This window comes from Bacillus sp. 7_6_55CFAA_CT2, from assembly GCF_000238655.1.
Taxonomy (GTDB): domain Bacteria; phylum Bacillota; class Bacilli; order Bacillales; family Bacillaceae_G; genus Bacillus_A; species Bacillus_A cereus.
Map to the genome: position 1 here is coordinate 931,266 of NZ_JH414708.1, position 26,044 is coordinate 957,309.

Below are 26,044 nucleotides of genomic sequence, written 5' to 3' on the forward strand. Positions count from 1 at the left end.
ATGGCAGTTTTAGAAATAATAAAGCATCCAAATGAAGTGTTAGAAACACCATGCGAAAGAGTAATTAACTTTGATAAAAAGTTAGTGAAATTGTTGAAAGATATGCATGAAACAATGTTAATTGCGGACGGAGTCGGTTTAGCTGCGCCTCAAGTAGGTGTAAGCTTGCAAGTAGCGGTTGTTGATGTCGATGATGATACTGGGAAAATCGAGTTAATCAATCCATCAATATTAGAAAAACGTGGTGAACAAGTAGGTCCCGAAGGCTGTTTAAGCTTCCCGGGACTTTATGGTGAAGTAGAACGTGCCGATTATATTAAAGTAAGAGCGCAAAATCGCCGTGGGAAAGTATTCTTATTAGAAGCGGAAGGATTTTTAGCGCGTGCAATTCAACATGAAATCGATCATTTACACGGTGTTTTATTTACATCGAAAGTGACAAGATATTATGAAGAAAACGAACTAGAATAGGTGTTAAAAGGAGCGGTTTTTAAATGATAAAAGTAGTGTTTATGGGAACACCGGACTTTTCAGTGCCGGTGCTTCGTCGTCTTATTGAAGATGGCTATGAGGTAGTAGGTGTTGTGACGCAACCGGATCGTCCAGTAGGTAGAAAAAAAGTATTAACACCTACACCTGTTAAAGTTGAAGCGGAAAAACATGGTATCCCTGTGTTACAGCCGTTAAAAATTCGTGAAAAAGATGAATATGAAAAAGTATTGGCATTAGAGCCAGATTTAATTGTAACAGCTGCATTTGGGCAGATTGTACCAAATGAAATTTTAGAAGCACCGAAGTATGGATGTATTAATGTTCACGCTTCTTTACTTCCTGAACTTCGTGGTGGTGCACCAATTCATTATGCAATTATGGAAGGTAAAGAAAAAACAGGTATTACAATTATGTATATGGTAGAAAAATTGGATGCTGGTGATATCTTAACGCAAGTGGAAGTTGAAATTGAAGAGCGTGAAACGACAGGCTCATTATTTGATAAATTAAGTGAAGCAGGAGCACACCTTCTATCTAAAACAGTACCTTTATTAATCCAAGGTAAGTTAGAACCGATTAAACAAAACGAAGAAGAAGTAACGTTTGCGTACAATATAAAACGTGAGCAAGAGAAAATTGATTGGACAAAAACAGGTGAAGAAGTATACAATCACATTCGCGGATTGAATCCATGGCCAGTTGCTTATACAACTTTAGCAGGACAAGTTGTTAAAGTATGGTGGGGAGAAAAAGTGCCTGTAACTGAACCGGCTGAAGCAGGTACGATTGTTGCAATCGAAGAAGATGGTTTTGTTGTAGCAACTAGTAATGAAACAGGTGTTAAAATTACTGAATTGCAACCTTCTGGTAAAAAGCGTATGAGTTGTTCACAATTTTTACGTGGAACAAAACCTGAAATTGGAACGAAGTTAGGAGAAAATGCATGAGACAAAATGTTCGTGAATTAGCTCTTGATGGTTTAATTCAAGTGGAAAAAAGTGGTGCATATAGCAACTTACTTTTAAATAATCTAATTGAAAAAAGTACAATTGATAGAAAAGATATTGGTTTATTAACTGAAATTGTATATGGAACGATTCAACGTCGTGACACATTAGATTATTATTTACAGCCTTTTTTAAAAAAGAAGGTTGAGGCGTGGGTAAGAGTATTGCTTCGCTTATCTTTATATCAAATGATTTATTTAGACCGAGTGCCAGAAAGAGCGGCTATTCATGAAGCGGTTGAGATTGCAAAGCGTCGCGGGCATAAAGGAATTGCTGGTATGGTGAACGGTGTATTACGTTCGATTCAGAGAGAAGGTGTACCTTCTGTAGATGAAATCAAGGATCCAGTAGAACGTCTTGCAATTACAACAAGTCATCCAGTTTGGCTTGTCCAAGAGTGGACTTCAGAATACGGTTTAGAAACTGCAGAAAAAATGTGCGAAGTAAACATGTTACCCCCTGTACCAACAGCGCGTGTGAATGTTGATAAGGTAACGGTAGAAGAAGCGATTGAGTTGTTGGCAAGTGAAGGTATAGAAGCAAAAAGTGGTGACTTATCAGATGATGCAATTCAGATTGAAAGAGGAAATGTAGCGCATACAGAAGCGTTTAAAAAAGGATTTCTTTCTATTCAAGATGAAAGTTCTATGCTTGTAGCACGCGCTTTAGAACCGAATACGGGAGATGCAGTTCTTGATAGTTGTGCTGCTCCAGGCGGAAAAACAACGCATATCGCGGAACGATTAAAGGGAACTGGTAAGGTCATGTCCCTTGATTTACATGCACACAAAGTACGTTTAATTAAACAGCAAGCAGAGCGACTTGGTCTAGAAAATGTCGAAACTAAAGCGCTAGATGCTAGAAAAGTGCAAGAGCACTTTGCAAATGAAACGTTTGATAAAATATTGGTAGATGCACCGTGTTCTGGATTTGGTGTAATTAGACGTAAGCCTGATATTAAGTTAGGAAAAGATAAAGGCGATAGTGAAAGATTATCGACGATTCAAATTGCAATACTAGAAAAAATAGCACCATTATTAAAACAAGGCGGTCGTCTTGTTTATAGTACGTGCACAATTGAGAAAATAGAAAATGAACAAGTAATAGAGAAATTTTTACAAGAACATCCTGAATTTGAATGGGATACTACGCTTAAAGAGCGTATGCCAGAAAAATTAATTCCGTATATTGATGAAGGTCAAGTACAAATTTTACCGCATTATTTTGCGACGGATGGCTTTTATATTGCTTGTTTAAGGAAGAAGGTGTAGCATCATGGAAACGACTGTAAGAAAACAAAAGAAAAATTTAGAAACGAAGAAACCATCAATTTACTCTTTACAACTTCATGAAATGCAAGATTGGTTAAAGGAACAAGGAGAACCGAAGTTCCGTGCTGGACAAATTTTTGATTGGTTATATAAAAAACGTGTAAAAAATTATGAGGATATGTCAAACCTTTCTAAAGGATTGCGTGATAAATTGTCGAATTCCTTTGATATTACTACTTTAAACACGTTAGTAAAACAAACGTCTTCGGATGGAACAATTAAATTCTTATTCCAATTATATGACGGATATTCTATTGAAACGGTATTAATGCGACACGAATATGGAAATTCCATTTGTGTAACAACGCAAGTGGGTTGTCGTATTGGGTGTACGTTCTGTGCTTCGACACTTGGTGGATTAAAGCGAAACCTAGAAGCTGGAGAAATCGTAGCGCAAGTAGTAGAAGTTCAGCGTGCGCTTGATGAAACGGAAGAACGTGTAAGTTCTCTTGTTGTTATGGGGATTGGAGAACCATTTGATAACTATGATAATTTAATGGGATTCTTACGCATCATTAACCATGAAAAAGGACTTCATATTGGTGCGAGACATATGACTGTTTCGACGAGTGGAATTATCCCGAAAATTTATAAGTTTGCTGAAGAAGATCTACAAATTAATTTTGCGATTTCATTGCATGCTCCAAACTCAGAATTACGTTCAAAATTAATGCCGATTAACCGTGCTTATAAATTACCAGATTTAATGGAAGCTATTAAATACTATGTAAATAGAACAGGGCGTCGTATTACTTTTGAATATGGATTATTTGGAGGAGAAAATGACCAAGTAGAGCATGCTGAAGAGCTTGCTGCGCTCTTAAAAGGTGTAAAATGTCATGTGAACTTGATTCCGGTAAATTACGTACCTGAACGTGATTATGTACGTACGCCACGTGAACAAATTTTCTTGTTCGAGAAAACGTTAAAAGATCGTGGAGTGAATGTAACGATTCGCCGTGAACAAGGTCATGATATTGATGCAGCCTGCGGTCAGTTGCGTGCGAAGGAGCGCAAAGAAGAGACGAGGTGACGAGATGAAAGCCGTATTTCTATCGGATAAAGGAAAAGTTCGTCAACATAATGAAGATAGTGCAGGAGTTTTTCACAATTTAGATGGAAATGTATTAGCGGTAGTAGCAGATGGAATGGGAGGTCATCGAGCTGGTGATGTAGCTAGCTCGATGGCCATTCAATTATTCCATGATTATTGGAAGCAAACACATAATATGAATGAGCCGAAAAAAGTAGAACAATGGTTACATACTAGTGTTGGGATTATTAATGAGCGTATATATGAATACGCTCAGCAAAATGCAGAATGTAATGGTATGGGAACAACGCTTATAATAGCTGTTTGTACACCAAGCTTTGTGACAATAGGGCATATAGGAGATAGTCGTTGCTATATGGTATCAGAAGGAGAAATGACGCTAGTAACGGAAGATCATTCACTTGTAAATGAGCTTGTGAAACATGGTGAAATTTCAAAGGAAGACGCAGAGTATCATCCGAAAAAGAATGTGTTATTAAGAGCATTAGGAACAGAAGAAAAAGTTGGGTTAGATGTTAAAACGTTGGTGATTGAGGAAGATGATCAATTACTTCTTTGCTCTGATGGATTATCAAACAAAGTTTCTATTGATGATATGCGACAAATTTTACAGTTAAATGAACAGCTTGAAGGTAAAGGGCAGTGTCTCATTCAATTGGCAAATGATCGCGGTGGAGAAGATAATATCACACTTGTTCTTATTGATTATGCGGGTTCGACAAACGAAAGTAGGTGAAGTGCAACGTGCTGATTGGAAAACGCTTAAATGACCGTTATAAGCTGCTGAAAATGATTGGTGGTGGCGGAATGGCCAATGTATATTTAGCTCATGATGATATACTTGGCCGAGATGTAGCGGTAAAAATATTAAGACTCGACTACTCAAATAACGAAGAGTTTATTAAACGTTTCCATCGAGAAGCGCAGTCTGTTACAACGTTGTCGCATCCAAATATTGTGAATATGTATGATGTCGGAGAAGAAGATGGTATATACTATCTTGTCATGGAATATGTACCAGGGCAAACATTGAAGCAATACATAATTGAGCGAGGGATGTTACCTATAGGAGAAGCTCTTGATATTATGGAGCAGTTAACATCCGCTATGGCACATGCCCATCATTTTGAAATTGTGCATCGTGATATAAAGCCGCACAATATTTTAATTCGAGCTGATGGAATAATAAAAGTAACAGATTTTGGAATTGCGACAGCTACAAGTGCAACAACAATTACACATACAAATTCAGTGCTCGGTTCAGTCCATTATTTATCACCAGAACAGGCACGTGGTGGGATAGCAAATAAACAATCAGATATCTATTCTCTTGGGATAGTTATGTTTGAATTGTTAACAGGAAGACAACCGTTTTCTGGCGAATCTGCTGTTGCCATAGCTTTAAAACATTTACAAAGTGAAATCCCATCACCAAAAAGATGGAATGAAAATATTCCGCAAAGTGTTGAAAATATTATATTAAAGGCAACTGCAAAAGATCCGTTTCACCGATATCAATCTGCTAATGCGATGAAGCGGGATATTGAAACTGCGCTATATCCAGAGAGGATAAATGAGCAACCATTTTACATACCGGAAGATATGGAAGCGACAAAAGCGATTCCGATTATTCAACAAGAACAATTATTTGAAAATGTAAGTGATGAAACGATTGTTTTAAAAGGGAGTAAGATGGAAGAACCGATAAGAGCAGAAGCAGCTGAGTTAGATAAGAAGAAAAAACGGAGTAGCAAGTGGCTTAAAGTTTTAATTTCAACATTTTTATTTTTAGCAATAGGAATAACATTAGCACTTACGGTTATTCCAGGATTATTTATTCCGAAAGATGTGAAAGTTCCTGATGTGTCTGGTATGAAATACACGACAGCTGTAAATACATTAGTAGAAAAGGGCTTTGAGGTGACGGAGCCTAATATTGTATATACAGATGATGTTGAAGTTGGGGATGTAATAAAAACGGACCCTGTAGCAGGAAGAGTCGTAAAAGAAAACGCTAAAATTACTATCTATCAATCAGGTGGAAAAAAGAAAAGTAAGATGGCAAATTTCACAGGTCAAAACTTTGAGAGTGTAAAAGCTGAGTTAGAAGAAAAATATAAACAAGTTACGGTAAATTATATTGAAAATGATAAGCCAAAAGGTGAAATTGTAGAACAAATTCCGACGCCTGATCAGATGGTTATAGAAGCGGAGCAAGAACTGAAAATCTGGGTAAGTAAAGGTCCTTATCAAATTAGACCAGGTGACTTTTCGGGGTGGACTGAAAATAGTGTAACTGGTTATTTGAATGAGAGAAAACTAACGTCAGATATAAAACGAGAGTATTCAGATACAGTCGAAAAAGGACTTGTAATTTCGCAATTTCCAAAACCAGGTACACCATTAAAAGAGGGAGATAAAGTAACTATTATTATCTCTGATGGTCAAAAGCCTAAAGTGACTAAAACGATAAAAGTGGACAATATCTCTATCCCATATGAGCCTGCTGTAACAGGTGAAAAAAAGCCGCAAACAATAGAAATTTATAAAGAAGACATGCAGCAAAAAATGGATAGACCGGTTGAAACGAGAACAATTACTGAATCAGCGACTATTTCTTTAGAATTTGTAATTCAAGAAGGTTCAAAGGGACACTATAAAATTGTACGGGATGGAGTAACGATTATTGATAAAGAAGTACCATATCCAACTCAATAATAGTGAAAGTCTACTTATTATTATTATTATTATTATTATTATTATTATTATTATTATTGCCTGTTATGCTGTCTACAAAGTGGACGGTATAGCAGGCAAAAATATATGATTCAAAAAGCTAGTAAAGTGATGCAGCTGTAAATATTTTTTTGCATTTAATGGGAAATTCAATGTATATTAGCGAAAGTATATATGGTAGGTTTTGAAATCGTTATTTGGAAAATTTAAATCCATTCATTTTTAAATTCAGCATCACCTTATACAAAAAAGGAGAATTCTATGCCAGAAGGAAAAATTATAAAAGCTTTAAGTGGGTTTTATTACGTGCAGCATGAAGAAGGGGTTACGCAATGTCGTGGGCGAGGTGTATTTAGAAAAAATAAAATTACACCACTTGTAGGAGACCAAGTTGTTTTTCAGGCAGATAATCCAACTGAAGGTTATGTGCTTGAAGTGTTTGATCGAAAAAATGAACTTGTTAGACCTCCTATTGCTAATGTCGATCAAGCGATCCTTGTGTTCTCTGCAGTAGAACCAGATTTTAATCCTGGACTGTTAGATCGATTTTTAGTGCTGATTGAATATCATAACATTAAGCCAATTATTTGTATTAGCAAGATGGATTTAGTAGATGAAAAGATGAAAGCAACTGTTGAAGCTTATGCGAATGATTATCGTGAGATGGGTTATGATGTTTTATTTACTTCTATTAATACGTCAGAAAGTATTGATATATTAAAACCATACTTAGAAAATTGTGTTTCTGTCGTTGCGGGTCAATCTGGTGTTGGGAAATCTTCAATGCTTAATGTGCTACGTCCAGAATTAGAGCTGAAAACAAATGATATTTCCTCCCATTTAGGACGCGGGAAGCATACGACAAGACACGTAGAATTAATTGCAATTGGGAGTGGACTTGTAGCAGATACACCGGGTTTTAGTTCACTAGATTTCATTGATATAGAAGTAGAAGATCTTACATATTGTTTTCCAGAGTTGAAAGAAGCGAGCCAATACTGTAAATTTAGAGGGTGTACACATCTTTCTGAACCGAAATGTGCGGTGAAAGCTGCGGTTGAAGAAGGGAAGATTACAGAATATCGCTATAAGAACTATAAACAATTCGTAGAAGAAATTAGAGAGAGAAAGCCGAGGTATTAGTTATGATTAAAATTGCACCATCGATTTTATCAGCAGATTTTTCAAAATTAGGGGAAGAGATTAAAGATGTAGAAAAGGGCGGAGCGGATTACATTCACGTTGACGTAATGGATGGACATTTCGTACCAAATATTACGATTGGACCGTTAATTGTAGAAGCAATCCGTCCGATTACATCATTACCATTAGATGTACATTTAATGATTGAAAATCCTGATAACTATATCCCGACTTTTGCACAAGCGGGAGCGGATATTATTACTGTTCACGTAGAGGCGTGTCCGCATCTACATCGTACAATTCAGTTAATTAAATCTCATGGTATTAAAGCGGGCGTTGTATTAAATCCACATACGCCAGTTTCAGTGATTGAGCATGTATTAGAAGATATAGATATGGTATTACTTATGACAGTAAACCCTGGATTTGGTGGACAGAAGTTTATCCATTCTGTATTACCGAAAATTAAACAAGTTGCAGACATGGTGAAAGAGCGCAATCTAGAAGTGGAAATTGAAGTTGATGGTGGTGTAAATGCTGAAACAGCAAGACTTTGTGTGGAAGCAGGAGCAAATGTACTTGTAGCTGGGTCAGCAGTATACAATCAAAAAGACCGCGGTGAAGCAATTCGCGTAATTCGTGGGTAGTGATGAACTTTTATCCTAGTAAGGCATTTATAGGATAGGATAAAAATATGTAAAAAGGCAATCTACCGAATGGCAGATTGCCTTTTTACAATGGAAGGAGAAGAAAAAATGATTATTCATATTTTGGCAGGAGGACCTTCGGAATATTGCGCAGATTTTGCTCGATACGAGAATGAGGAAGTAGTGTGGGCAGCGGTTGATAGGGGAGTATACCGTCTATTAAAGAAAGGGATTACCCCGGCTGTTGCGTTTGGAGATTACGATTCAGTTACTGAAGAAGAATTAGTATGGATGGGACAGCAAACGAACGAATTACATATTGTTCCGCGGGAAAAAGATCAAACGGATTTAGAAATTGCAATCAACTGGGCATTAGAACAGAAGCCGGCACTAATTCGTATTTTTGGTGCTACTGGTGGAAGGCTTGATCACGGTTTGGCAAATATACAGATGCTTTTAAAAGGGTTAGAAGTAGAGATAGAAATGTGTATTGTGGACAATAAAAATGAAATAACAGTTAAAAAAATGGGTACACATATAATTGAAGAAAATAAAAATTTTCCTTATGTATCTTTTGTACCAGTTACTGAAATAGTGGAAGGGATTACATTGTTTGGTTTTAAGTACCCTCTTACTAATAAAACAATAGAGTGGGGATCAACACTTTGTATTAGTAACGAACTCGTTGAGGAAAAAGGTACTTTTTCATTTACTTCTGGCATATTAATGTTGATAAGAAGCACTGATTGAAGAAACAATTTTGCTCCTTACATCATATAGTGACCAAGTGGAGTAATGGGGATTAGGAGGGAAACCATGAGATTTTATACAATTAAGTTACCTAAATTTCTTGGTGGAATAGTTCGTGCAATGTTAAATACCTTCAAAAAAGATTAAAAAAAGCACCTATCACCGGTGCTTTTTCCATTGTTATAGTAAAAAAAGAGCCTATCGGCTCTTTTTTTTATTATTAAACACGTTCGATTTTGCCAGATTTTAATGCTCTAGCAGAAACGTAAACACGTTGAACTTTTCCGTCGATGCGTACGCGAACTTTTTGAAGGTTAGCGCCCCATTTACGTTTTGTAGCGTTCATTGCGTGAGAACGAGAGTTACCAGAACGAGCTTTTCTTCCAGTAATAGCACAAACACGAGCCATTTATATTTCCCTCCCTTGATACCTTACCATACGTAATTTTTCAATGTTAGTCTTTTATGCGATGCTAAAAACACTACTATAATTTAACACAACTAAAAAGAGAATGCAACACCGTAGAAAAAAGAAATCAAGAAAATTTACTTGACACTATATGTCAATGAAGAAAAGTTGAAATCCATAAAAATTGCTTGACATATTATAGTGGTACATGTTGTATAATAACAATGGACTATTTTGCTCATCATAAAAAAGTGTAATTTAAAACATAAAATATGAGAGTGAAAAGAAAGAACGATGGAATTTTCTTTAAAAAGATTATATGATAGTAACTAAAGTAGTCTAGCTCACTTTCACCATTTATGAAGGGGGAAACGAGATGTCAATTGAAATTAAAACGAAGTACGGTCAAATTGATATTAGTACAGATGTAATTGCAACAATTGCTGGAGGTGCCGCGGTAGATTGCTACGGTATCGTAGGTATGGCATCAAAAAATCAGTTAAAAGATGGATTAACAGACATTTTACGAAAAGAAAACTTCACTAGAGGTGTTATTGTTCGTAAAGATGAAGATGAAGTACATATTGATATGTATATTATTGTGAGCTATGGTACGAAAATTTCAGAAGTGGCACATAATGTGCAGACGAAAGTGAAATATACATTAGATCAAACTGTAGGACTAGCAGTAGATTCTGTAAACATCTACGTACAAGGAGTTAAAGTAATAAACTTGTAATGTGCATTAAGGAGGAAAATCTGTGTCAATTCAAAAAATTGATGGAAAACGTTTATCACAAATGATCATGCAAGGAGCGAATAATTTAACAAATAATGTTCAGCTTGTTGATGCATTAAACGTATTTCCAGTTCCAGATGGCGATACCGGTACAAACATGAACTTATCTATGACTTCAGGTGCGCGTGAAGTGAAAGCAAATCCTTCACAGCATGCTGGTAAAGTCGGCGTAAGTTTAGCCAAAGGATTATTAATGGGAGCTCGTGGTAACTCTGGAGTTATTTTATCTCAGTTGTTCCGTGGTTTCTCTAAATCCATTGAACAAAAAGAAGAATTAACAACAGTTGATTTTGCTGCAGCACTAGAAGCTGGAGTAGAGGCGGCTTATAAAGCGGTTATGAAACCGATTGAAGGAACGATTTTAACGGTTGCAAGAGAAACGGGTAAATATGCAGTAACAGTTGCGAAAAAACAGCGCGACTTTGTTTTGTTTATGGAAGACGTTGTGAAAGAAGCAAACGCATCGTTAAATCGTACGCCAGATTTATTACCTGTATTAAAACAAGTTGGCGTTGTAGATAGCGGTGGTAAAGGTCTTGTAGTGGTATACGAAGGATTTTTAGCTGACTTAAAAGGAGAAACGATTTCTTCTGATGCACCGACGCAACCATCTATGAATGAAATGGTACGCGCAGAACATCACCGTAGTGTACAAAGCCAATTGAGTACAGAAGATATTAAGTATGGATATTGTACGGAATTCATGGTGAAATTAGAGGCTGAAAAGGTGAAAGAGCATAATTTCTCTGAACAAAAATTCCGTGAAGATATTAGTGTATATGGTGATTCTCTACTAGTTGTGTCTGATGATGAAATTGTAAAAGTTCATATCCATGCAGAACATCCTGGAGACGCTATGAACTACGGGCAAAAATACGGTAGTTTAATTAAGATTAAAGTAGAAAATATGCGTGAACAGCATACTGCTTTATTAGATGAACCTACTATGGTTCCTGAACAACCAGCTCAATCGAAAGAAAAACAACCATATGGTATCGTAACTGTAGCTATGGGGTCTGGTATTAAAACTTTATTTGAGAGCATCGGCGCAACGAAAGTTATCGAAGGTGGTCAAACGATGAATCCAAGTACGGAGGATATCGTGAAGGCAATTGAAGAAGCAAATGCTGAAAAAATCATTATTTTACCGAATAACGGAAATATTGTAATGGCAGCAGAACAAGCGGCATCAGTTGTAGATCAAGAAGTTATTGTTGTTCGTTCGAAAACAGTTCCTCAAGGTATGGCAGCAATGTTAGCATTTAACCCAGTTGGAACGTTAGAAGAGAATGAAGAAAACATGAAAGAAGCTTTATCTCATGTGAAAACAGGTCAAATTACGTATGCTGTACGTGATACGGAAATTGATGGTGTAGCAATTCAAAAAGATGATTTCATGTGTATTGCAGATGGGAAAATTGTATCTACAAATGCTGAAAAAGTAGGAGCTGCGAAGCAATTGCTAGAAGCGCTTATTGATGAAGATTCTGAAATCGTAACGATTCTACAAGGTGAAGATGCAACTGACGAAGAAGTAGCGGAGTTAGTTGAATTTGTAGAAGAGAAATTTGAAGATGCAGAAGTAGAAGTGCATGCTGGAAACCAACCAGTGTATTCTTTCATCTTCTCTGTAGAATAAGATAAGATTCGTTTTGAAAATAAATGGATTACTTACTTGCTAATGGATAAGAAGTAGTAATATGAAGTTTATTACTAGTTTTTATTCAAAAGGCTAGCATATTGAAGAGAGAAAAGAGCCTTGCTGCTAATAGTGAGGCTCTTTTTTACTTGTTTTATATAAGGGATTTGAGTAGTTTCTCTTAGAATGCCTATGATAGAATATATAAGGTGAAAGAGAGCGATTACAGATGCTAATTGGTACTCAAATAAAATGCAATAAAGAAAATAATGTGACGGGGTGTGAGAATCTTGAATGATGTTGTACAAGTTCCTGTTACGGATGTAAAGGGGATAGGAGGAGAAACATCTGAGTTACTACATGAGATGGGTATTTATACAGTTTCTCATCTATTAGAACATTTTCCGTACCGTTATGAAGATTATGCGATGAAAGATCTTGCTGAAGTAAAGCATGATGAACGTGTAACGGTTGAAGGGAAGATTCATAGTGCTCCTTTGCTGCAATATTATGGTAAGAAGAAATCGCGTTTAACAGTTCGTGTTCTCGTCGGTCGTTATTTAATTACGGCGGTATGTTTTAATAGGCCTTACTATAAGCAAAAATTAAAGTTAGATGAAACGGTAACGATTACTGGTAAATGGGATCAACATCGTCAAACAATTGCTGTATCAGAACTTCATTTTGGGCCGGTTGTACGTCAACAAGAAGTGGAACCTGTTTATTCAGTAAAGGGGAAACTTACAGTAAAACAGATGCGTCGTTTTATTGCTCAAGCGTTAAAGGAATATGGAGATTCTATAGTCGAAGTGTTACCGGATGGTTTGTTAGGGCGATATAAATTATTACCAAGATATGAAGCGCTTAGGGCATTGCATTTTCCGGTAGGACAGGAAGATTTGAAGCAAGCGCGTCGCCGTTTTGTATATGAAGAATTTTTCTTATTTCAGCTGAAAATGCAAACGCTCCGGAAAATGGAGAGGGAAAATTCAAAAGGGACGAAGAAAGAGATTCCCTCAGTAGAATTACAAGAATTTATCGATGCACTGCCGTTTCCATTAACGGGTGCGCAGCGCCGAGTTGTAGATGAAATTTTGAAAGATATGACATCTCCTTATCGGATGAACCGACTATTGCAAGGTGACGTTGGTTCTGGGAAAACAGTTGTTGCTGCGATTGGCCTTTATGCATCGAAATTAGCTCATTATCAAGGTGCTTTAATGGTTCCTACAGAAATTTTAGCTGAGCAACATTATCAGTCGCTTGCTGAAACGTTTTCGCATTTTGGTATGAAGGTGGAACTGTTAACAAGTTCTGTTAAAGGTGCGAGACGTCGAGAAATTTTAGCGAAGTTAGAACAAGGAGAAATAGATATTCTTGTTGGAACGCATGCCTTAATTCAAGATGAAGTTATATTTCATAGGTTGGGTCTCGTTATTACAGATGAACAGCATCGATTTGGTGTAGCGCAGCGCCGAGTTTTACGGGAGAAAGGTGAAAGTCCAGATGTATTATTTATGACAGCGACACCAATTCCGCGTACGCTTGCAATTACTGCATTTGGAGAGATGGATGTTTCGATAATCGATGAGATGCCAGCAGGTAGAAAGGTGATTGAAACATATTGGGCAAAACATGATATGTTAGATCGCGTTCTCGGTTTTGTTGAAAAGGAGATAAAAAAAGGAAGACAGGCATACGTTATTTGTCCTCTAATTGAAGAATCTGAGAAACTTGATGTGCAAAATGCTATCGACTTACATAGTATGCTGACGCATCATTACCAAGGGAAATGCCAAGTTGGATTGATGCATGGGAGATTATCGTCTCAGGAAAAAGAAGAGATAATGGGACAGTTTAGTGAAAATAAAGTGCAAATTCTTGTATCGACAACAGTTGTTGAAGTAGGTGTGAACGTACCGAATGCGACTGTAATGGTTATTTATGATGCAGAACGTTTCGGTTTATCGCAGCTTCATCAGCTTAGAGGGCGTGTCGGCCGTGGTAGTGAACAATCATATTGTTTATTAATAGCAGACCCTAAATCAGAAACAGGGAAAGAAAGAATGCGCATAATGACTGAAACAAATGATGGATTTGTATTGTCAGAAAAAGATTTAGAATTACGAGGTCCTGGAGATTTCTTTGGGAGTAAGCAAAGTGGCTTACCAGAATTTAAGGTTGCTGACATGGTACATGATTATCGAGCGTTAGAAACAGCAAGGCAAGATGCGGCGATACTAGTAGATTCAGAAGCGTTTTGGCACAATGATCAGTACGCTGCCTTGCGTACGTATCTTGATGGGACAGGTGTGTTCCAAGGAGAGAAGCTCGATTAAAGGGAGTCAACAAAAGTTTTTGTTGCATTCTACTTTTAATGATTATATACTACTGTTAGTACCTAGTCATAAAAATGGATGGTGCGGTATGAAAAAAAGAAGAAGTAAAAAAGAAAGACAAGAGTTATTACAACAAACAATCGAATCAAATCCTTTTATTACGGATGAAGATTTAGCGGAAAAATTTCAAGTGAGTATACAAACAGTACGACTTGATCGTATGGAATTGTCTATTCCTGAATTAAGAGAGAGAATTAAACATGTAGCTACAAAGCAACATGAAGAAGATGTGAAATCTTTACCGTTAGAAGAGGTTGTTGGAGAAATTATTGATATTGAATTAGATAGACATGCAATCTCTATCTTTGAAGTAAAGGTAGAACATGTATTTAAAAGAAATCAAATTGCCCGTGGGCATCATCTGTTTGCACAAGCAAACTCACTAGCTGTTGCGGTTATTGATGAAGAATTAGCTTTAACTGCAAAGTCTACCATTCGATACATTCGCCCTGTAAAATTAGGAGAGCGTGTTGTTGCAAAAGCGCGCGTTGAAGATGTAGAGAATGATAAGGGACGGACGGTTGTCAAAGTGCGTAGCTTCGTTGGAGAAGAACTTGTTTTTACAGGCACTTTTGAAATGTATCGATCTAGTAATTATAGTGAGGAAGGTAACAACTTATGAAAATCGCAATAGATGCAATGGGCGGAGATCACGCTCCAAAGGCTGTAGTATTAGGGGCAATGAAAGCTATTAAGGAATATTCTGATTTACATATTACGTTAGTAGGGAAAGAAGAGGAAATTCGTCAATACTTAACGAGTGATGAACGAATTACTATTCTTCATACAGACGAAAAAATAGAATCAACGGAGGAACCAGTAAGAGCGGTTCGTCGAAAAAAACAAGCTTCAATGGTGCTTGCGGCACAACAAGTAAAGGATGGAGAAGCAGACGCTTGTATATCCGCAGGTAGTACAGGAGCTTTAATGGCAGCTGGATTATTTGTTGTCGGTCGTATGGAAGGAATTGAGCGACCAGCTTTATCGCCTACAATGCCGACTGTAGATGGAAAAGGTTTTGTTATGTTAGATGTTGGAGCAAATGTTGATGCAAAACCAATTCATTTATATCAATATGCAGTAATGGGATCTGTTTATGCTGAGAAGGTAAGAGGAATTGAAAATCCTCGTGTTGGACTATTAAACGTTGGAACAGAGGATGGAAAAGGAAACGAGCTTTCAAAGCAAGTATTTGCAATGCTTAAAGATGCGCCAATTAATTTCGTTGGGAACGTTGAATCGAGAGATTTATTGCAAGGTGTAGCAGATGTTGTTGTATGTGATGGTTTTACAGGGAATGTAGCGTTGAAATCATTAGAAGGAACAGCACTTGCGCTATTCTCTATGTTGAAAGAACAACTAATGAGTTCGTTTACGAGCAAATTAGCAGCGGCGGTATTAAAGCCAAAACTTATGGTATTAAAAGATAAAATGGATTATTCGGAGTATGGGGGAGCTGCATTATTTGGATTGAAAGCACCTGTCATTAAGGCTCACGGTTCTTCTAATGACCAGTCGATATTTAGTGCGATTCGTCAAACGAGAGAAATGGTAGCGAAAGAAGTAATTCCTACAATTTCAAGCGTAATGGAGAAAGAGTCACTCCAATAAGAGGAGGATTTGAAATGGGAAAAATAGCATTTCTTTTTCCGGGCCAAGGTTCACAGGCAGTTGGAATGGGTAAACAATTAGCAGAGAATAATAAAGAGGTTGCAAAAGTGTTTGCAAAAGCAGATGAGGTGTTACAAGAGTCACTTTCAGAAGTGATTTTTGAAGGCCCGCAGGAAAAGCTTACATTAACAACAAATGCTCAGCCTGCATTATTAACAACGAGTTTTGCTATTTTGACAGCTTTGAAAGAGTATGACATTACACCTGACTTTGTCGCTGGTCATAGTTTAGGTGAATATAGCGCTCTTGTAGCAGCTGGTGCATTAACTTTTGAAGATGCGGTATATGCTGTAAGGAAACGCGGGGAATATATGGAAGAAGCTGTTCCGGGCGGGGAAGGTGCAATGGCAGCTATATTAGGTGCTGACCCACATATGCTGAAACAAGTTACAGAAGAAGTAACAAGTGAAGGATATGCAGTGCAAATCGCTAATATGAATAGTACGAAGCAAATTGTAATTTCTGGAACGAAGCAAGGCGTAGAGGTTGCTTCTCAAAGAGCGAAAGAAAATGGTGCAAAGAGAGCAATTCCACTAAAAGTAAGTGGGCCATTCCATTCTTCACTTATGAAGCCGGCAGCTGAGAAGTTCCAAAGTGTTTTAAATGAAATTACAATTCATGATACGAATATTCCTGTTATTGCAAATGTTACGGCGGATGTTATTACGCGTGGTGCCGACATTCAAGAAAAGTTAATCGAACAGCTTTATTCGCCTGTATTATGGTACCCGTCTATTGAATGTATGGTGAAGCAGGGAGTAGATACATTTATTGAAATTGGGCCTGGAAAAGTACTTGCTGGACTTATGAAGTCAATTGATTCATCAGTGAAAGCATATGCGATATATGATGAAGAGACATTAAAAGATACCATTTCAAATTTGAGAGGAGAAAACTGATGTTAAAAGGGAAGGTAGCATTAGTAACTGGCGCTTCACGTGGAATTGGTCGCGCGATTGCGATCGATTTAGCGAAACAAGGGGCAAATGTAGTAGTAAATTATGCAGGTAATGAACAAAAAGCAAATGAAGTAGTAGATGAAATTAAGAAATTAGGTTCTGATGCAATTGCGGTAAAAGCAGATGTTGCAAATGCTGATGATGTTACAAATATGGTGAAACAAACAGTAGATACATTTGGACAAGTTGATATTCTTGTAAATAATGCTGGTGTAACAAAAGATAATTTATTAATGCGTATGAAAGAAGAAGAATGGGATACAGTTATTAATACAAACTTAAAAGGTGTATTCTTATGTACAAAAGCAGTATCTCGTTATATGATGCGTCAACGTCACGGTAGAATTATAAATATCGCTTCTGTTGTGGGTGTTATAGGAAACCCAGGGCAAGCTAATTATGTTGCTGCTAAAGCGGGTGTTATTGGATTAACAAAAACATCTGCAAAAGAGTTAGCAAGTCGAAATATTACTGTGAATGCAATTGCGCCAGGCTTTATTGCGACTGATATGACTGATGTACTAGATGAGAATATTAAAGCCGAAATGTTAAAAGTTATTCCAGCTGCTCAATTTGGTGAAGCGAAAGATATCGCGAATGCTGTAACGTTTTTTGCTTCTGATCAAAGCAAATATGTTACAGGTCAAACGTTAAATGTTGATGGCGGTATGGTAATGTAATAAAAGAATCGATTTCACCTAGTTTTTTTGGTCAATATTTAATATAATATTTGAGGGGAGGTGAATGGAATGGCAGATGTTTTAGAGCGCGTAACAAAAATCATCGTTGATCGTTTAGGAGTAGAAGAGACTGAGGTAGTACCAGCTGCAAGCTTCAAGGAAGATTTAGGAGCAGACTCCCTAGATGTAGTAGAACTTGTAATGCAATTAGAAGATGAATTCGAAATGGAAATTTCTGATGAAGATGCTGAAAAGATTGCTACTGTTGGCGATGCTGTGACTTACATAGAGAGTCATCTATAATGCTTAAGTGAAGTCCCGTTTTTTAGCGGGGCTTTCTGGCTTATATCTGGAGGGACCTATGCCGTACCGAAAATATAGAGAAAAAAATACGAAACAAAATATCGTGAAGCATTTAAAGTGTTTCAAGAAAAGATAGGTATTACGTTTACAGATGAAAAATTATTGATTCAAGCATTTACGCATTCATCGTATGTGAATGAGCATCGAAAAAAACCGCATGAAGATAATGAGCGTCTTGAATTTCTTGGAGATGCAGTATTGGAACTGACTGTATCACAGTATCTGTTTCAAAAATATCCGACAATGAGCGAAGGAGAGTTAACAAAACTACGTGCAGCTATTGTATGTGAGCCATCTCTTGTTCGTTTTGCGAACGAATTGTCATTTGGCAGCCTTGTTTTATTAGGAAAAGGTGAAGAAATGACAGGTGGACGTGAACGACCAGCTTTATTAGCGGATGTCTTTGAAGCGTTTATTGGTGCCCTTTATCTTGATCAAGGGCTAGAAACAGTTTGGGAATTCTTAAAAGAAATTGTATATCCGAAAATTAATGAGGGTGCTTTTTCTCATGTGATGGATTATAAGAGTCAGTTGCAAGAATTGATTCAGCGTGATGGCAGTGGCAATGTTGAGTATCAAATTTTGCAAGAAAAAGGACCAGCTCACAATCGAGAATTTGTGTCACGTGTTACGTTAAATAACGTAGCTTTAGGTCTTGGTAGTGGTAAGTCGAAAAAAGAAGCAGAGCAACAAGCTGCTGCAGAAGCATTGAAAAAATTAAAAGAACAACTATAAGGAATCCCCCTTTGAATGAGGGGGATTCCTTATGCATAGAATGAAACTTTCTTTTTGTTTATAAAGAAAAAGAAGGTAAATCCGTATAATACTTGTTTTTGTATAGAGAACATTTATAACGACGGAGAATAGGAGGAAGGCCTTTCGTGTTTTTAAAAAGATTAGAAATAGCAGGGTTTAAGTCTTTTGCTGAGCGTGTATCTGTTGATTTTGTCCCAGGTGTAACTTCTGTAGTAGGACCTAATGGAAGCGGGAAAAGTAATATTACTGATGCAATTCGCTGGGTACTTGGTGAACAATCTGCAAAATCATTACGTGGTGCAAAGATGGAGGATATTATTTTTGCGGGCAGTGATACGAGGAGAGCGGTTAATGTTGCTGAAGTAACAATAACTTTAAATAATGAAGATCAACGTTTACCAATTGAATACAATGAGGTGTGTGTAACACGTCGTGTATCTCGTTCAGGTGATAGTGATTTTTATATTAATAAACAATCATGTAGATTGAAAGATATTATCGATTTATTTATGGACTCTGGTATGGGAAGAGAAGCTTTTTCAATTATTAGCCAGGGGAAAGTGGAAGAGATTTTAAGTAGTAAGTCAGAAGAGCGTCGAGGTGTATTTGAAGAAGCGGCAGGCGTACTAAAATACAAACTTCGCAAAAAGAAAGCTGAAGGGAAACTAGCAGAAACACAAGAAAACTTAAATCGTGTACAAGATATAATTCATGAATTAAGTAGTCAAGTAGAACCTTTAGAAAGACAAGCTTCTATTGCGAAAGATTATCTTGAGAATAAAGAAGAATTAGAGAAAGTAGAAGCTGCGCTTATTGTTCATGAAATTGAAGAATTGCATGAGAAATGGGAAGCGCTTCGAAATCAGTTTGGGCATAATAAAAACGAAGAAGCTAAAATGTCAACGAATTTACAAAAAAGTGAAGAAGAGCTTGAGGAATTACGAGGACAATTACAAGCGGTAGACGAGTCTGTAGACTCGTTGCAAGAAGTACTTCTTCTTTCTAGTAAAGAGCTAGAAAAACTAGAAGGGCAGCGTGAGTTGTTAAAAGAAAGAAAGCAAAATGCTACGACGCATTGTGTGCAACTTGAGCAGTTAATTGTTGAATTAACTGAGAAAGCTAAAAGTTACGATGGTGAGATTGAGTCAAGTACAGAATCTTTAATGCAATTTGTGAATGAAGTAAAAGAGTTGGAGCAAAAATTGCATGATAATGAGCAACTGCTTGCTACTTTTGCTGACAATTTAGAGGAACAGATTGAGAATTTAAAAGGTGACTATATTGAGCTTTTAAATCAACAAGCTAGTCATCGTAATGAATTATCTATGATTGAAGAACAATCGAAACAGCAAATGTCTAAAAACGAGCGTCTAGATGAAGAGAATGCGAAATATGTAGAAATGCGTATGGAAATTACAGCGAAAAAGACGAAACTTGTAGAAAGTTACGAACAAGCGAAAGAAAAAGTAGCTGGCATTCTCTCAAATATACAGAAGACAGAGGCGGCGCTTGGGAAATGTAAGACGCAGTATAGTGAAAATGAAACAAAACTGTATCAAGCATATCAATTTGTGCAACAGGCACGTTCTCGAAAAGAAATGCTTGAAGAGATGCAAGAAGATTATTCTGGATTCTATCAAGGTGTACGTGAAGTATTGAAAGCTAGAGAAAATAGGTTGCAAGGTATCGAGGGTGCTGTTGCGGAACTGTTAACGGTACCGAAAGAATACGAAGTTGCAATGGAAATTGCTCTAGGTGCAGCGATGCAGCATATTGTTGTACAAAAAGAGGAACATGCTCGTAATGCGATTGCATTTCTAAAGCAAAATAAACATGGACGTGCAACGTTTTTACCGCAAGCTGTTATTAAAAGCAGATCGTTATCATTTGAGCAATTACGCATTGCAAATCAACACCCATCGTTTGTAGGTGTGGCGGCAGAACTTGTGCAGTACAACAATAAATATGAAAATGTAGTTTCAAATTTATTAGGTACTGTTATTGTTGCGAAAGATTTACGTGGAGCAAATGAGTTGGCGAAACAACTGCAATACCGTTATCGCATTGTAACAATCGAAGGTGACGTCGTGAATCCTGGCGGTTCTATGACTGGTGGGGCGGTAAAGCAAGCGAAATCTTCTTTATTAGGACGCCAACGTGAACTGGAAGAGTGGACTCGCAAGTTAACTGATATGGAAGAAAAAACAACGAAGTTAGAAAACTTTGTTAAAGCAGTAAAACAAGAGATTCAAGAAAAAGAAGTGAAAATACGCGAACTAAGGCAAACTGTAGAAGCAGATCGTGTAGATGAGCAGAAATTAAGAGAAGAGATTAATCGTTTAGAATTAGAAGAACATCGTATTAATGATCGGTTGTCTATTTATGATTTAGAGATTGAAGGGTTTTTACAAGATCGAGTAAAAATGCAAGGGCGTAAAGAGGAGTTAGAAGGGGTTTTAACGAATCTTCAAGCTGAAATTACTAAGTTAGATAGTAAAATTGTAGCTTTAACAAAACAAAAAAGTGAGCAACATTCTTCGAAAGAAAAAGTTCAAAAAGAAATGACTGAGTTAAAAGTGCTGGCAGCTGAAAAGCAACAACGCTTATCTAATCAAAAAGAAAAAGTTGAACGATTGACGAAGGAAAAAGAAGAAACGGATGCGACACTTGTAAAAACGAAAGAGGATTTAGCGTTCTTAAAACAAGAAATGACATCTAATTCAAGTGGTGAAGAGCAAATTACGAATATGATTGAGAAGAAAGCATATGATCGTAATCAAACTTCAGAATTAATTCGCTCTCGTCGTGAACAACGTGTATCGTTGCAAGAGAGAGTAGAACATTTAGAGCGCAATTTGAAAGAAACGACAGGTAAACATAAATATGTTCTTGAAATGTTGAAAGATCAAGAAGTGAGAATAAATCGACTGGATGTAGAGTTGGAAAATAGATTACAACATTTACGTGAAACATATACGATTTCATTTGAAGCGGCAAAACTAAAATATACAATGACAATGCCTGCAGAAGATGCGCGTAAGAAAGTAAAATTAATCAAATTATCCATAGAAGAGTTAGGTACAGTGAACCTAGGGGCAATTGATGAATATGAACGTGTAGCGGAGCGTCATACATTCTTACTAGAGCAGAGAGACGACCTAGAAGAAGCAAAAGCGACATTGCACCAGCTTATTACCGAAATGGATGAAGAAATGAAAAAACGCTTTTCTACTACGTTTGAAGGCATTAGAATGGAGTTTCAATCGGTATTCTCTGAATTATTTGGAGGCGGTAGAGCGGATTTAGTAATGACTAATCCAGAGGATTTACTAAATACGGGTATTGATATTGTAGCACAACCGCCAGGGAAGAAACTGCAGAACTTAGGTTTACTTTCAGGTGGAGAGCGTGCTTTAACAGCAATTGCGCTTTTATTTGGTATTTTAAAAGTACGCCCAGTACCGTTCTGTGTACTAGATGAGGTAGAGGCAGCCCTTGATGAGGCGAATGTAGCTCGTTTTGCACAGTATTTAAAGAAATTCAGTGATGAGACGCAGTTTATTGTAATTACACATAGAAAAGGTACAATGGAAGAGTCTGATGTGTTGTACGGTGTAACAATGCAAGAATCGGGGGTATCTAAACTTGTTTCGGTTCGTTTAGACGCCGGAGAAGAACTTATTGCAAGTGAATAGGAAGGATGGGAAAGTATGAGTTTTTTTAAAAAACTAAAAGAAAAAATTTCAAAACAAACGGATACAGTTACAGAGAAATTTAAACAAGGATTAGAAAAAACGAGAAATTCATTTGCGGATAAAGTGAATGATTTAGTGTATCGTTACCGTAAAGTGGACGAAGATTTCTTCGAAGAGTTAGAAGAAATTTTAATCGGTGCAGACGTTGGCGTTGCGACGGTAATGGAATTAATTGACCAATTGAAAGAAGAAGTACAACGTCGTAACATTCAAGATCCAAAAGAAGTACAAGCTGTTATTTCAGAAAAACTAGTAGGAATTTACAAAGGTGACAGCAATTTTAGTAACGAAATTAATATGCAAGAGGACCAATTAACGGTCGTTTTATTTGTTGGTGTTAATGGTGTAGGAAAAACAACGACAATTGGTAAACTGGCGCATAAGTTTAAATCAGAAGGTAAGTCAGTCCTATTGGCGGCAGGAGATACATTCCGTGCTGGAGCGATTGAACAATTAGAAGTATGGGGCGATCGCGTTGGTGTAGAAGTGATTAAACAAGGATCTGGATCTGATCCAGCGGCGGTTATGTATGACGCTGTACAAGCAGCGAAAGCACGTAAGGTAGATGTATTACTATGTGACACAGCAGGACGCTTGCAAAATAAAGTGAACTTAATGAAAGAGTTAGAAAAGGTGAAGCGTGTAATTGAGCGTGAAGTACCAGGTGCTCCTCATGAAGTATTGCTTGTTATTGATGCAACAACAGGACAAAACGGTTTAAGCCAAGCGAAAACATTCCGTGAAGCAACGAATGTAACTGGTATTGTTTTAACGAAGTTAGATGGAACTGCTAAAGGTGGTATTGTATTAGCGATTCGTAACGAAATGGATGTACCGGTGAAGTTTGTTGGATTAGGAGAACAAATGGATGACTTGCAGCAGTTTGATCCAGAACAATATGTGTATGGTTTATTTGCGAACTTAGTAGAAACAGAAGAAGTATAAGCGAAAGAAGCGGTATTTCCGCTTCTTTTTCTATAAAAAATATATGATGTTAAGAAAAAAACTTGACACTCTTTTGGACTACATGTAAACTAATTCATGTAAAGGGAAATCACTTAACAAAGGATGATCCAACATGCTCGAAAAAACAACGAGAATGAACTATTTATTTGATTTTTATCAATCGTTGTTAACGCAAAAACAAAGAAGTTATATGTCGCTTTATTATCTAGATGATTTATCTCTTGGTGAAATTGCGGAAGAATTTGATGTAAGTCGCCAAGCCGTGTATGATAACATTAAACGGACTGAAGCGATGCTTGAAGAATATGAAGAAAAATTAGTATTACTTCAAAAGTTTCAAGAGCGACAGCGACTTGTTGCAAAGCTAAAACAGCTAATCAGCGAAGAAGAGCATGTGAATGAAGAAATGAAACAAGTTGTTGAAGCTATCGAAAAATTAGATTAGGAGGGCGGCAATATGGCATTTGAAGGATTAGCCGACCGACTTCAACAGACAATGCAAAAAATCCGCGGCAAAGGAAAAGTTTCTGAAGCCGATGTGAAAGAAATGATGAGAGAAGTTCGTCTAGCTCTTTTAGAAGCGGATGTTAACTTTAAAGTAGTAAAAGATTTTGTGAAGCGTGTGTCTGAACGTGCTGTCGGACAAGATGTAATGAAAAGTTTGACACCTGGACAACAAGTAATTAAAGTTGTACAGGAAGAACTTACAGAACTTATGGGCGGAGAGCAAAGCAAAATTGCTGTTGCTAATAAGCCACCGACTGTTATTATGATGGTTGGTCTGCAAGGTGCGGGTAAAACAACGACGACAGGTAAGCTTGCGAATTTGCTTCGTAAAAAGCATAATCGTAAACCGATGCTTGTTGCAGCGGATATTTACCGTCCAGCAGCGATTAAACAGCTTGAAACATTAGGGAAGCAATTGGACATGCCTGTATTTTCTTTAGGAGATCAAGTAAGTCCTGTTGAAATTGCGAAACAAGCGATTGCAAAAGCAAAAGAAGATCATCACGATTATGTTTTAATCGATACAGCGGGTCGCCTGCATATTGATGAAGAATTAATGGATGAATTAGCGAAAGTGAAAGAAGTTGCGAAACCGGATGAAATTTTCCTTGTTGTCGATGCGATGACGGGGCAAGACGCGGTAAATGTTGCACAAAGTTTTCATGAACAGTTAGGTTTAACAGGTGTTGTATTAACGAAATTAGATGGTGATACGCGCGGTGGTGCTGCATTATCTATTAAGGCTGTAACAAACACGCCGATTAAATTTGCTGGTATGGGTGAAAAACTAGATGCAATTGAAGCGTTCCATCCAGAGCGTATGGCATCCCGTATTTTAGGGATGGGCGATGTCTTAACATTGATTGAAAAAGCGCAAGCTACAGTTGATGAAGAGAAAGCAAAAGAACTTGAGCAAAAAATGCGTACGCTTTCGTTTACGCTTGACGATTTCCTAGAACAACTTGGACAAGTGCGCCAACTTGGGCCGCTTGATGAATTGTTAGGAATGCTTCCTGGTGCAAATAAAATTAAAGGGCTGAAAAATGCGCAAGTTGATGAAAAACAAATTGGGCATATTGAGGCAATTATTCGTTCTATGACTAAATTAGAACGAGAACAACCGGAAATAATCAATGCTAGTCGCAAAAAGCGCATTGCCAAAGGTAGCGGTACAACTGTACAAGAAATCAATCGTCTAATTAAGCAATTCGATGACATGAAAAAAATGATGAAGACGATGACGGGAATGCAAAAAGGTAAGAAAAAAGGACTAGGTGGATTGAAGTTTCCATTCATGTAAGGAAAAAAAGATGGCTCTGTTAAGAAAAAATACTTTACAAAGCAATAGTCTTTTTGCTAATATAATTATCTGTGTGAAATAAATTCGGAGGTGCTTTATAAATGGCAGTTAAAATTCGTTTAAAACGTATGGGAGCTAAAAAAACTCCTTTCTATCGTGTAGTTGTTGCAGATTCTCGTTCTCCTCGTGACGGACGTTTCATTGAGGAAATCGGAACTTACAATCCAGTTGCTCAACCAGCTGAAGTTAAGATCAACGAAGAAGCAGCATTAAAATGGTTAGGAAATGGTGCTAAACCATCTGATACAGTTCGTAACTTATTCTCTAACCAAGGTATCATGGAGAAATTCCACTTATCTAAACAAGGTAAGTAATTGAGGCAATGACTATGAAGAAGTTAGTCGAGACGATTGTCAAGCCTCTTGTCGATTATCCTGAAGATGTAAAAGTTACACAGGAACTTTGCAACGGAGAGATAAAGTATCGATTAACTGTACATCCTGAGGATGTTGGAAAAGTCATTGGAAAGCAAGGGAGAGTTGCGAAAGCGATTCGAATGCTCTTGTATTCAGTGGGACATCATAATGATGAAAAAGTAACACTGGAAATTCAATAAACGTAAAAAGGGCGAGGAGTTATTCCTCTCCCTTTTTTAACATTTAAATAGAGATTGCATGTTCC

Annotated in this window: 25 protein-coding genes and 1 pseudogene; 25 read left to right on the forward strand and 1 reads right to left on the reverse strand. The window is 37.2% G+C overall.

Annotated features, from left to right (window positions below; all coding sequences use genetic code 11):
• From def to spoVM, 10 genes are all read left to right on the forward strand, one after another.
• Positions 1-471, forward strand: coding sequence for a peptide deformylase (gene def, locus HMPREF1014_RS05130; RefSeq protein ID WP_000279455.1), 471 nt, complete (start codon positions 1-3; stop codon positions 469-471).
• A gap of 23 nt (positions 472-494) precedes the next feature.
• Complete coding sequence (gene fmt / locus HMPREF1014_RS05135; protein WP_000598805.1) at positions 495-1,439, forward strand: methionyl-tRNA formyltransferase; 945 nt, start codon at positions 495-497, stop codon at positions 1,437-1,439.
• Positions 1,436-2,770, forward strand: coding sequence for a 16S rRNA (cytosine(967)-C(5))-methyltransferase RsmB (rsmB, locus tag HMPREF1014_RS05140; protein ID WP_001249685.1), 1,335 nt, complete (start codon positions 1,436-1,438; stop codon positions 2,768-2,770). Before fmt ends, rsmB begins: the two co-directional genes overlap by 4 nt.
• 4 nt (positions 2,771-2,774) lie before the next feature.
• Positions 2,775-3,863, forward strand: a complete 1,089-nt coding sequence (gene rlmN / locus HMPREF1014_RS05145) for a dual-specificity RNA methyltransferase RlmN (protein WP_000450541.1) — start codon at positions 2,775-2,777, stop codon at positions 3,861-3,863.
• Between the two features lie 4 nt (positions 3,864-3,867).
• On the forward strand, positions 3,868-4,620 hold the full coding sequence (locus HMPREF1014_RS05150; protein WP_000648703.1) for a Stp1/IreP family PP2C-type Ser/Thr phosphatase: 753 nt from the start codon (positions 3,868-3,870) through the stop codon (positions 4,618-4,620).
• Between the two features lie 8 nt (positions 4,621-4,628).
• Positions 4,629-6,602, forward strand: a complete 1,974-nt coding sequence (gene pknB, locus HMPREF1014_RS05155; protein WP_000904743.1) for a Stk1 family PASTA domain-containing Ser/Thr kinase — start codon at positions 4,629-4,631, stop codon at positions 6,600-6,602.
• Positions 6,603-6,881: 279 nt separating this feature from the next.
• Complete coding sequence (rsgA, locus tag HMPREF1014_RS05160; RefSeq protein ID WP_001113932.1) at positions 6,882-7,763, forward strand: ribosome small subunit-dependent GTPase A; 882 nt, start codon at positions 6,882-6,884, stop codon at positions 7,761-7,763.
• A 2-nt stretch (positions 7,764-7,765) separates the two neighbouring features.
• Positions 7,766-8,410, forward strand: coding sequence for a ribulose-phosphate 3-epimerase (gene rpe / locus HMPREF1014_RS05165; protein WP_000589974.1), 645 nt, complete (start codon positions 7,766-7,768; stop codon positions 8,408-8,410).
• Positions 8,411-8,479: 69 nt separating this feature from the next.
• Complete coding sequence (locus tag HMPREF1014_RS05170; protein ID WP_000752663.1) at positions 8,480-9,160, forward strand: thiamine diphosphokinase; 681 nt, start codon at positions 8,480-8,482, stop codon at positions 9,158-9,160.
• A 66-nt stretch (positions 9,161-9,226) separates the two neighbouring features.
• On the forward strand, positions 9,227-9,307 hold the full coding sequence (gene spoVM, locus HMPREF1014_RS05175) for a stage V sporulation protein SpoVM (RefSeq protein WP_001213599.1): 81 nt from the start codon (positions 9,227-9,229) through the stop codon (positions 9,305-9,307).
• Positions 9,308-9,380: 73 nt separating this feature from the next.
• On the opposite strand, the gene rpmB is transcribed toward spoVM, so the two are convergent.
• The gene (gene rpmB, locus HMPREF1014_RS05180; RefSeq protein WP_000124776.1) at positions 9,381-9,569 is read right to left on the reverse strand and encodes a 50S ribosomal protein L28; all 189 of its coding nucleotides are present in this window, start codon (positions 9,567-9,569) and stop codon (positions 9,381-9,383) included.
• 376 nt (positions 9,570-9,945) lie between these two features.
• On the opposite strand from rpmB, the gene HMPREF1014_RS05185 reads away from it, so the two are divergent.
• The 15 genes and pseudogenes from HMPREF1014_RS05185 to HMPREF1014_RS05255 all read left to right on the forward strand — a co-directional run bounded on the left by HMPREF1014_RS05185 (position 9,946) and on the right by HMPREF1014_RS05255 (position 25,979).
• Positions 9,946-10,308, forward strand: coding sequence for an Asp23/Gls24 family envelope stress response protein (locus HMPREF1014_RS05185; protein WP_000021109.1), 363 nt, complete (start codon positions 9,946-9,948; stop codon positions 10,306-10,308).
• Positions 10,309-10,330: 22 nt separating this feature from the next.
• Entirely contained in the window at positions 10,331-12,007 is a 1,677-nt protein-coding gene (locus HMPREF1014_RS05190) for a DAK2 domain-containing protein (protein ID WP_000027128.1), read from the forward strand.
• A gap of 290 nt (positions 12,008-12,297) precedes the next feature.
• A complete protein-coding gene (recG, locus tag HMPREF1014_RS05195; protein ID WP_001000813.1) occupies positions 12,298-14,346 on the forward strand; it encodes an ATP-dependent DNA helicase RecG in 2,049 nt (682 codons plus the stop codon).
• Positions 14,347-14,434: 88 nt separating this feature from the next.
• Complete coding sequence (fapR, locus tag HMPREF1014_RS05200; protein WP_000747349.1) at positions 14,435-15,028, forward strand: transcription factor FapR; 594 nt, start codon at positions 14,435-14,437, stop codon at positions 15,026-15,028.
• A complete protein-coding gene (plsX, locus tag HMPREF1014_RS05205) occupies positions 15,025-16,017 on the forward strand; it encodes a phosphate acyltransferase PlsX (RefSeq protein ID WP_000684100.1) in 993 nt (330 codons plus the stop codon). The genes fapR and plsX overlap by 4 nt, the downstream gene beginning before the upstream one ends.
• A 14-nt stretch (positions 16,018-16,031) precedes the next feature.
• The gene (gene fabD, locus HMPREF1014_RS05210; protein ID WP_000515910.1) at positions 16,032-16,976 is read left to right on the forward strand and encodes an ACP S-malonyltransferase; all 945 of its coding nucleotides are present in this window, start codon (positions 16,032-16,034) and stop codon (positions 16,974-16,976) included.
• Positions 16,976-17,716, forward strand: coding sequence for a 3-oxoacyl-[acyl-carrier-protein] reductase (fabG, locus tag HMPREF1014_RS05215; RefSeq protein WP_000911768.1), 741 nt, complete (start codon positions 16,976-16,978; stop codon positions 17,714-17,716). Before fabD ends, fabG begins: the two co-directional genes overlap by 1 nt.
• A 69-nt stretch (positions 17,717-17,785) precedes the next feature.
• A complete protein-coding gene (gene acpP / locus HMPREF1014_RS05220) occupies positions 17,786-18,019 on the forward strand; it encodes an acyl carrier protein (protein WP_000786062.1) in 234 nt (77 codons plus the stop codon).
• A gap of 58 nt (positions 18,020-18,077) precedes the next feature.
• A pseudogene (gene rncS, locus HMPREF1014_RS05225) lies at positions 18,078-18,814 on the forward strand (ribonuclease III).
• Positions 18,815-18,960: 146 nt separating this feature from the next.
• Entirely contained in the window at positions 18,961-22,530 is a 3,570-nt protein-coding gene (gene smc, locus HMPREF1014_RS05230; RefSeq protein WP_000478980.1) for a chromosome segregation protein SMC, read from the forward strand.
• A 15-nt stretch (positions 22,531-22,545) separates the two neighbouring features.
• Positions 22,546-23,535 carry a signal recognition particle-docking protein FtsY gene (gene ftsY, locus HMPREF1014_RS05235; protein ID WP_000007658.1) on the forward strand — a complete coding sequence of 330 codons (990 nt, stop codon included), beginning with the start codon at positions 22,546-22,548 and terminating at the stop codon, positions 23,533-23,535.
• A gap of 133 nt (positions 23,536-23,668) precedes the next feature.
• The gene (locus HMPREF1014_RS05240) at positions 23,669-24,001 is read left to right on the forward strand and encodes a putative DNA-binding protein (protein ID WP_000891062.1); all 333 of its coding nucleotides are present in this window, start codon (positions 23,669-23,671) and stop codon (positions 23,999-24,001) included.
• 12 nt (positions 24,002-24,013) lie between these two features.
• Positions 24,014-25,363: a signal recognition particle protein gene (gene ffh, locus HMPREF1014_RS05245; RefSeq protein ID WP_000863460.1), complete on the forward strand. Its 1,350-nt coding sequence runs from the start codon at positions 24,014-24,016 to the stop codon at positions 25,361-25,363.
• Between the two features lie 101 nt (positions 25,364-25,464).
• The gene (gene rpsP, locus HMPREF1014_RS05250; protein WP_000268750.1) at positions 25,465-25,737 is read left to right on the forward strand and encodes a 30S ribosomal protein S16; all 273 of its coding nucleotides are present in this window, start codon (positions 25,465-25,467) and stop codon (positions 25,735-25,737) included.
• A 14-nt stretch (positions 25,738-25,751) separates the two neighbouring features.
• Positions 25,752-25,979 (forward strand): KH domain-containing protein, encoded by a 228-nt coding sequence (locus HMPREF1014_RS05255; protein WP_000737401.1) that lies wholly within the window; start codon positions 25,752-25,754, stop codon positions 25,977-25,979.
• Positions 25,980-26,044: the final 65 nt, after the last annotated feature.

Excerpts from the sequence above, each read along its gene's own strand:
- rpe (WP_000589974.1), top strand. The coding sequence starts at position 7,766 with ATGATTAAAATTGCACCATCGATTTTATCAGCAGATTTTTCAAAATTA.
- fapR (WP_000747349.1), top strand. The coding sequence starts at position 14,435 with ATGAAAAAAAGAAGAAGTAAAAAAGAAAGACAAGAGTTATTACAACAA.
- rpmB (WP_000124776.1), bottom strand. The coding sequence starts at position 9,569 with ATGGCTCGTGTTTGTGCTATTACTGGAAGAAAAGCTCGTTCTGGTAAC.
- def (WP_000279455.1), top strand. The coding sequence starts at position 1 with ATGGCAGTTTTAGAAATAATAAAGCATCCAAATGAAGTGTTAGAAACA.
- rlmN (WP_000450541.1), top strand. The coding sequence starts at position 2,775 with ATGGAAACGACTGTAAGAAAACAAAAGAAAAATTTAGAAACGAAGAAA.
- plsX (WP_000684100.1), top strand. The coding sequence starts at position 15,025 with ATGAAAATCGCAATAGATGCAATGGGCGGAGATCACGCTCCAAAGGCT.
- fabG (WP_000911768.1), top strand. The coding sequence starts at position 16,976 with ATGTTAAAAGGGAAGGTAGCATTAGTAACTGGCGCTTCACGTGGAATT.
- rpsP (WP_000268750.1), top strand. The coding sequence starts at position 25,465 with ATGGCAGTTAAAATTCGTTTAAAACGTATGGGAGCTAAAAAAACTCCT.
- acpP (WP_000786062.1), top strand. The coding sequence starts at position 17,786 with ATGGCAGATGTTTTAGAGCGCGTAACAAAAATCATCGTTGATCGTTTA.
- ftsY (WP_000007658.1), top strand. The coding sequence starts at position 22,546 with ATGAGTTTTTTTAAAAAACTAAAAGAAAAAATTTCAAAACAAACGGAT.
- HMPREF1014_RS05170 (WP_000752663.1), top strand. The coding sequence starts at position 8,480 with ATGGCAGATTGCCTTTTTACAATGGAAGGAGAAGAAAAAATGATTATT.
- fmt (WP_000598805.1), top strand. The coding sequence starts at position 495 with ATGATAAAAGTAGTGTTTATGGGAACACCGGACTTTTCAGTGCCGGTG.
- HMPREF1014_RS05185 (WP_000021109.1), top strand. The coding sequence starts at position 9,946 with ATGTCAATTGAAATTAAAACGAAGTACGGTCAAATTGATATTAGTACA.
- fabD (WP_000515910.1), top strand. The coding sequence starts at position 16,032 with ATGGGAAAAATAGCATTTCTTTTTCCGGGCCAAGGTTCACAGGCAGTT.
- HMPREF1014_RS05255 (WP_000737401.1), top strand. The coding sequence starts at position 25,752 with ATGAAGAAGTTAGTCGAGACGATTGTCAAGCCTCTTGTCGATTATCCT.
- rsmB (WP_001249685.1), top strand. The coding sequence starts at position 1,436 with ATGAGACAAAATGTTCGTGAATTAGCTCTTGATGGTTTAATTCAAGTG.
- HMPREF1014_RS05240 (WP_000891062.1), top strand. The coding sequence starts at position 23,669 with ATGCTCGAAAAAACAACGAGAATGAACTATTTATTTGATTTTTATCAA.
- HMPREF1014_RS05150 (WP_000648703.1), top strand. The coding sequence starts at position 3,868 with ATGAAAGCCGTATTTCTATCGGATAAAGGAAAAGTTCGTCAACATAAT.
- rsgA (WP_001113932.1), top strand. The coding sequence starts at position 6,882 with ATGCCAGAAGGAAAAATTATAAAAGCTTTAAGTGGGTTTTATTACGTG.
- ffh (WP_000863460.1), top strand. The coding sequence starts at position 24,014 with ATGGCATTTGAAGGATTAGCCGACCGACTTCAACAGACAATGCAAAAA.
- spoVM (WP_001213599.1), top strand. The coding sequence starts at position 9,227 with ATGAGATTTTATACAATTAAGTTACCTAAATTTCTTGGTGGAATAGTT.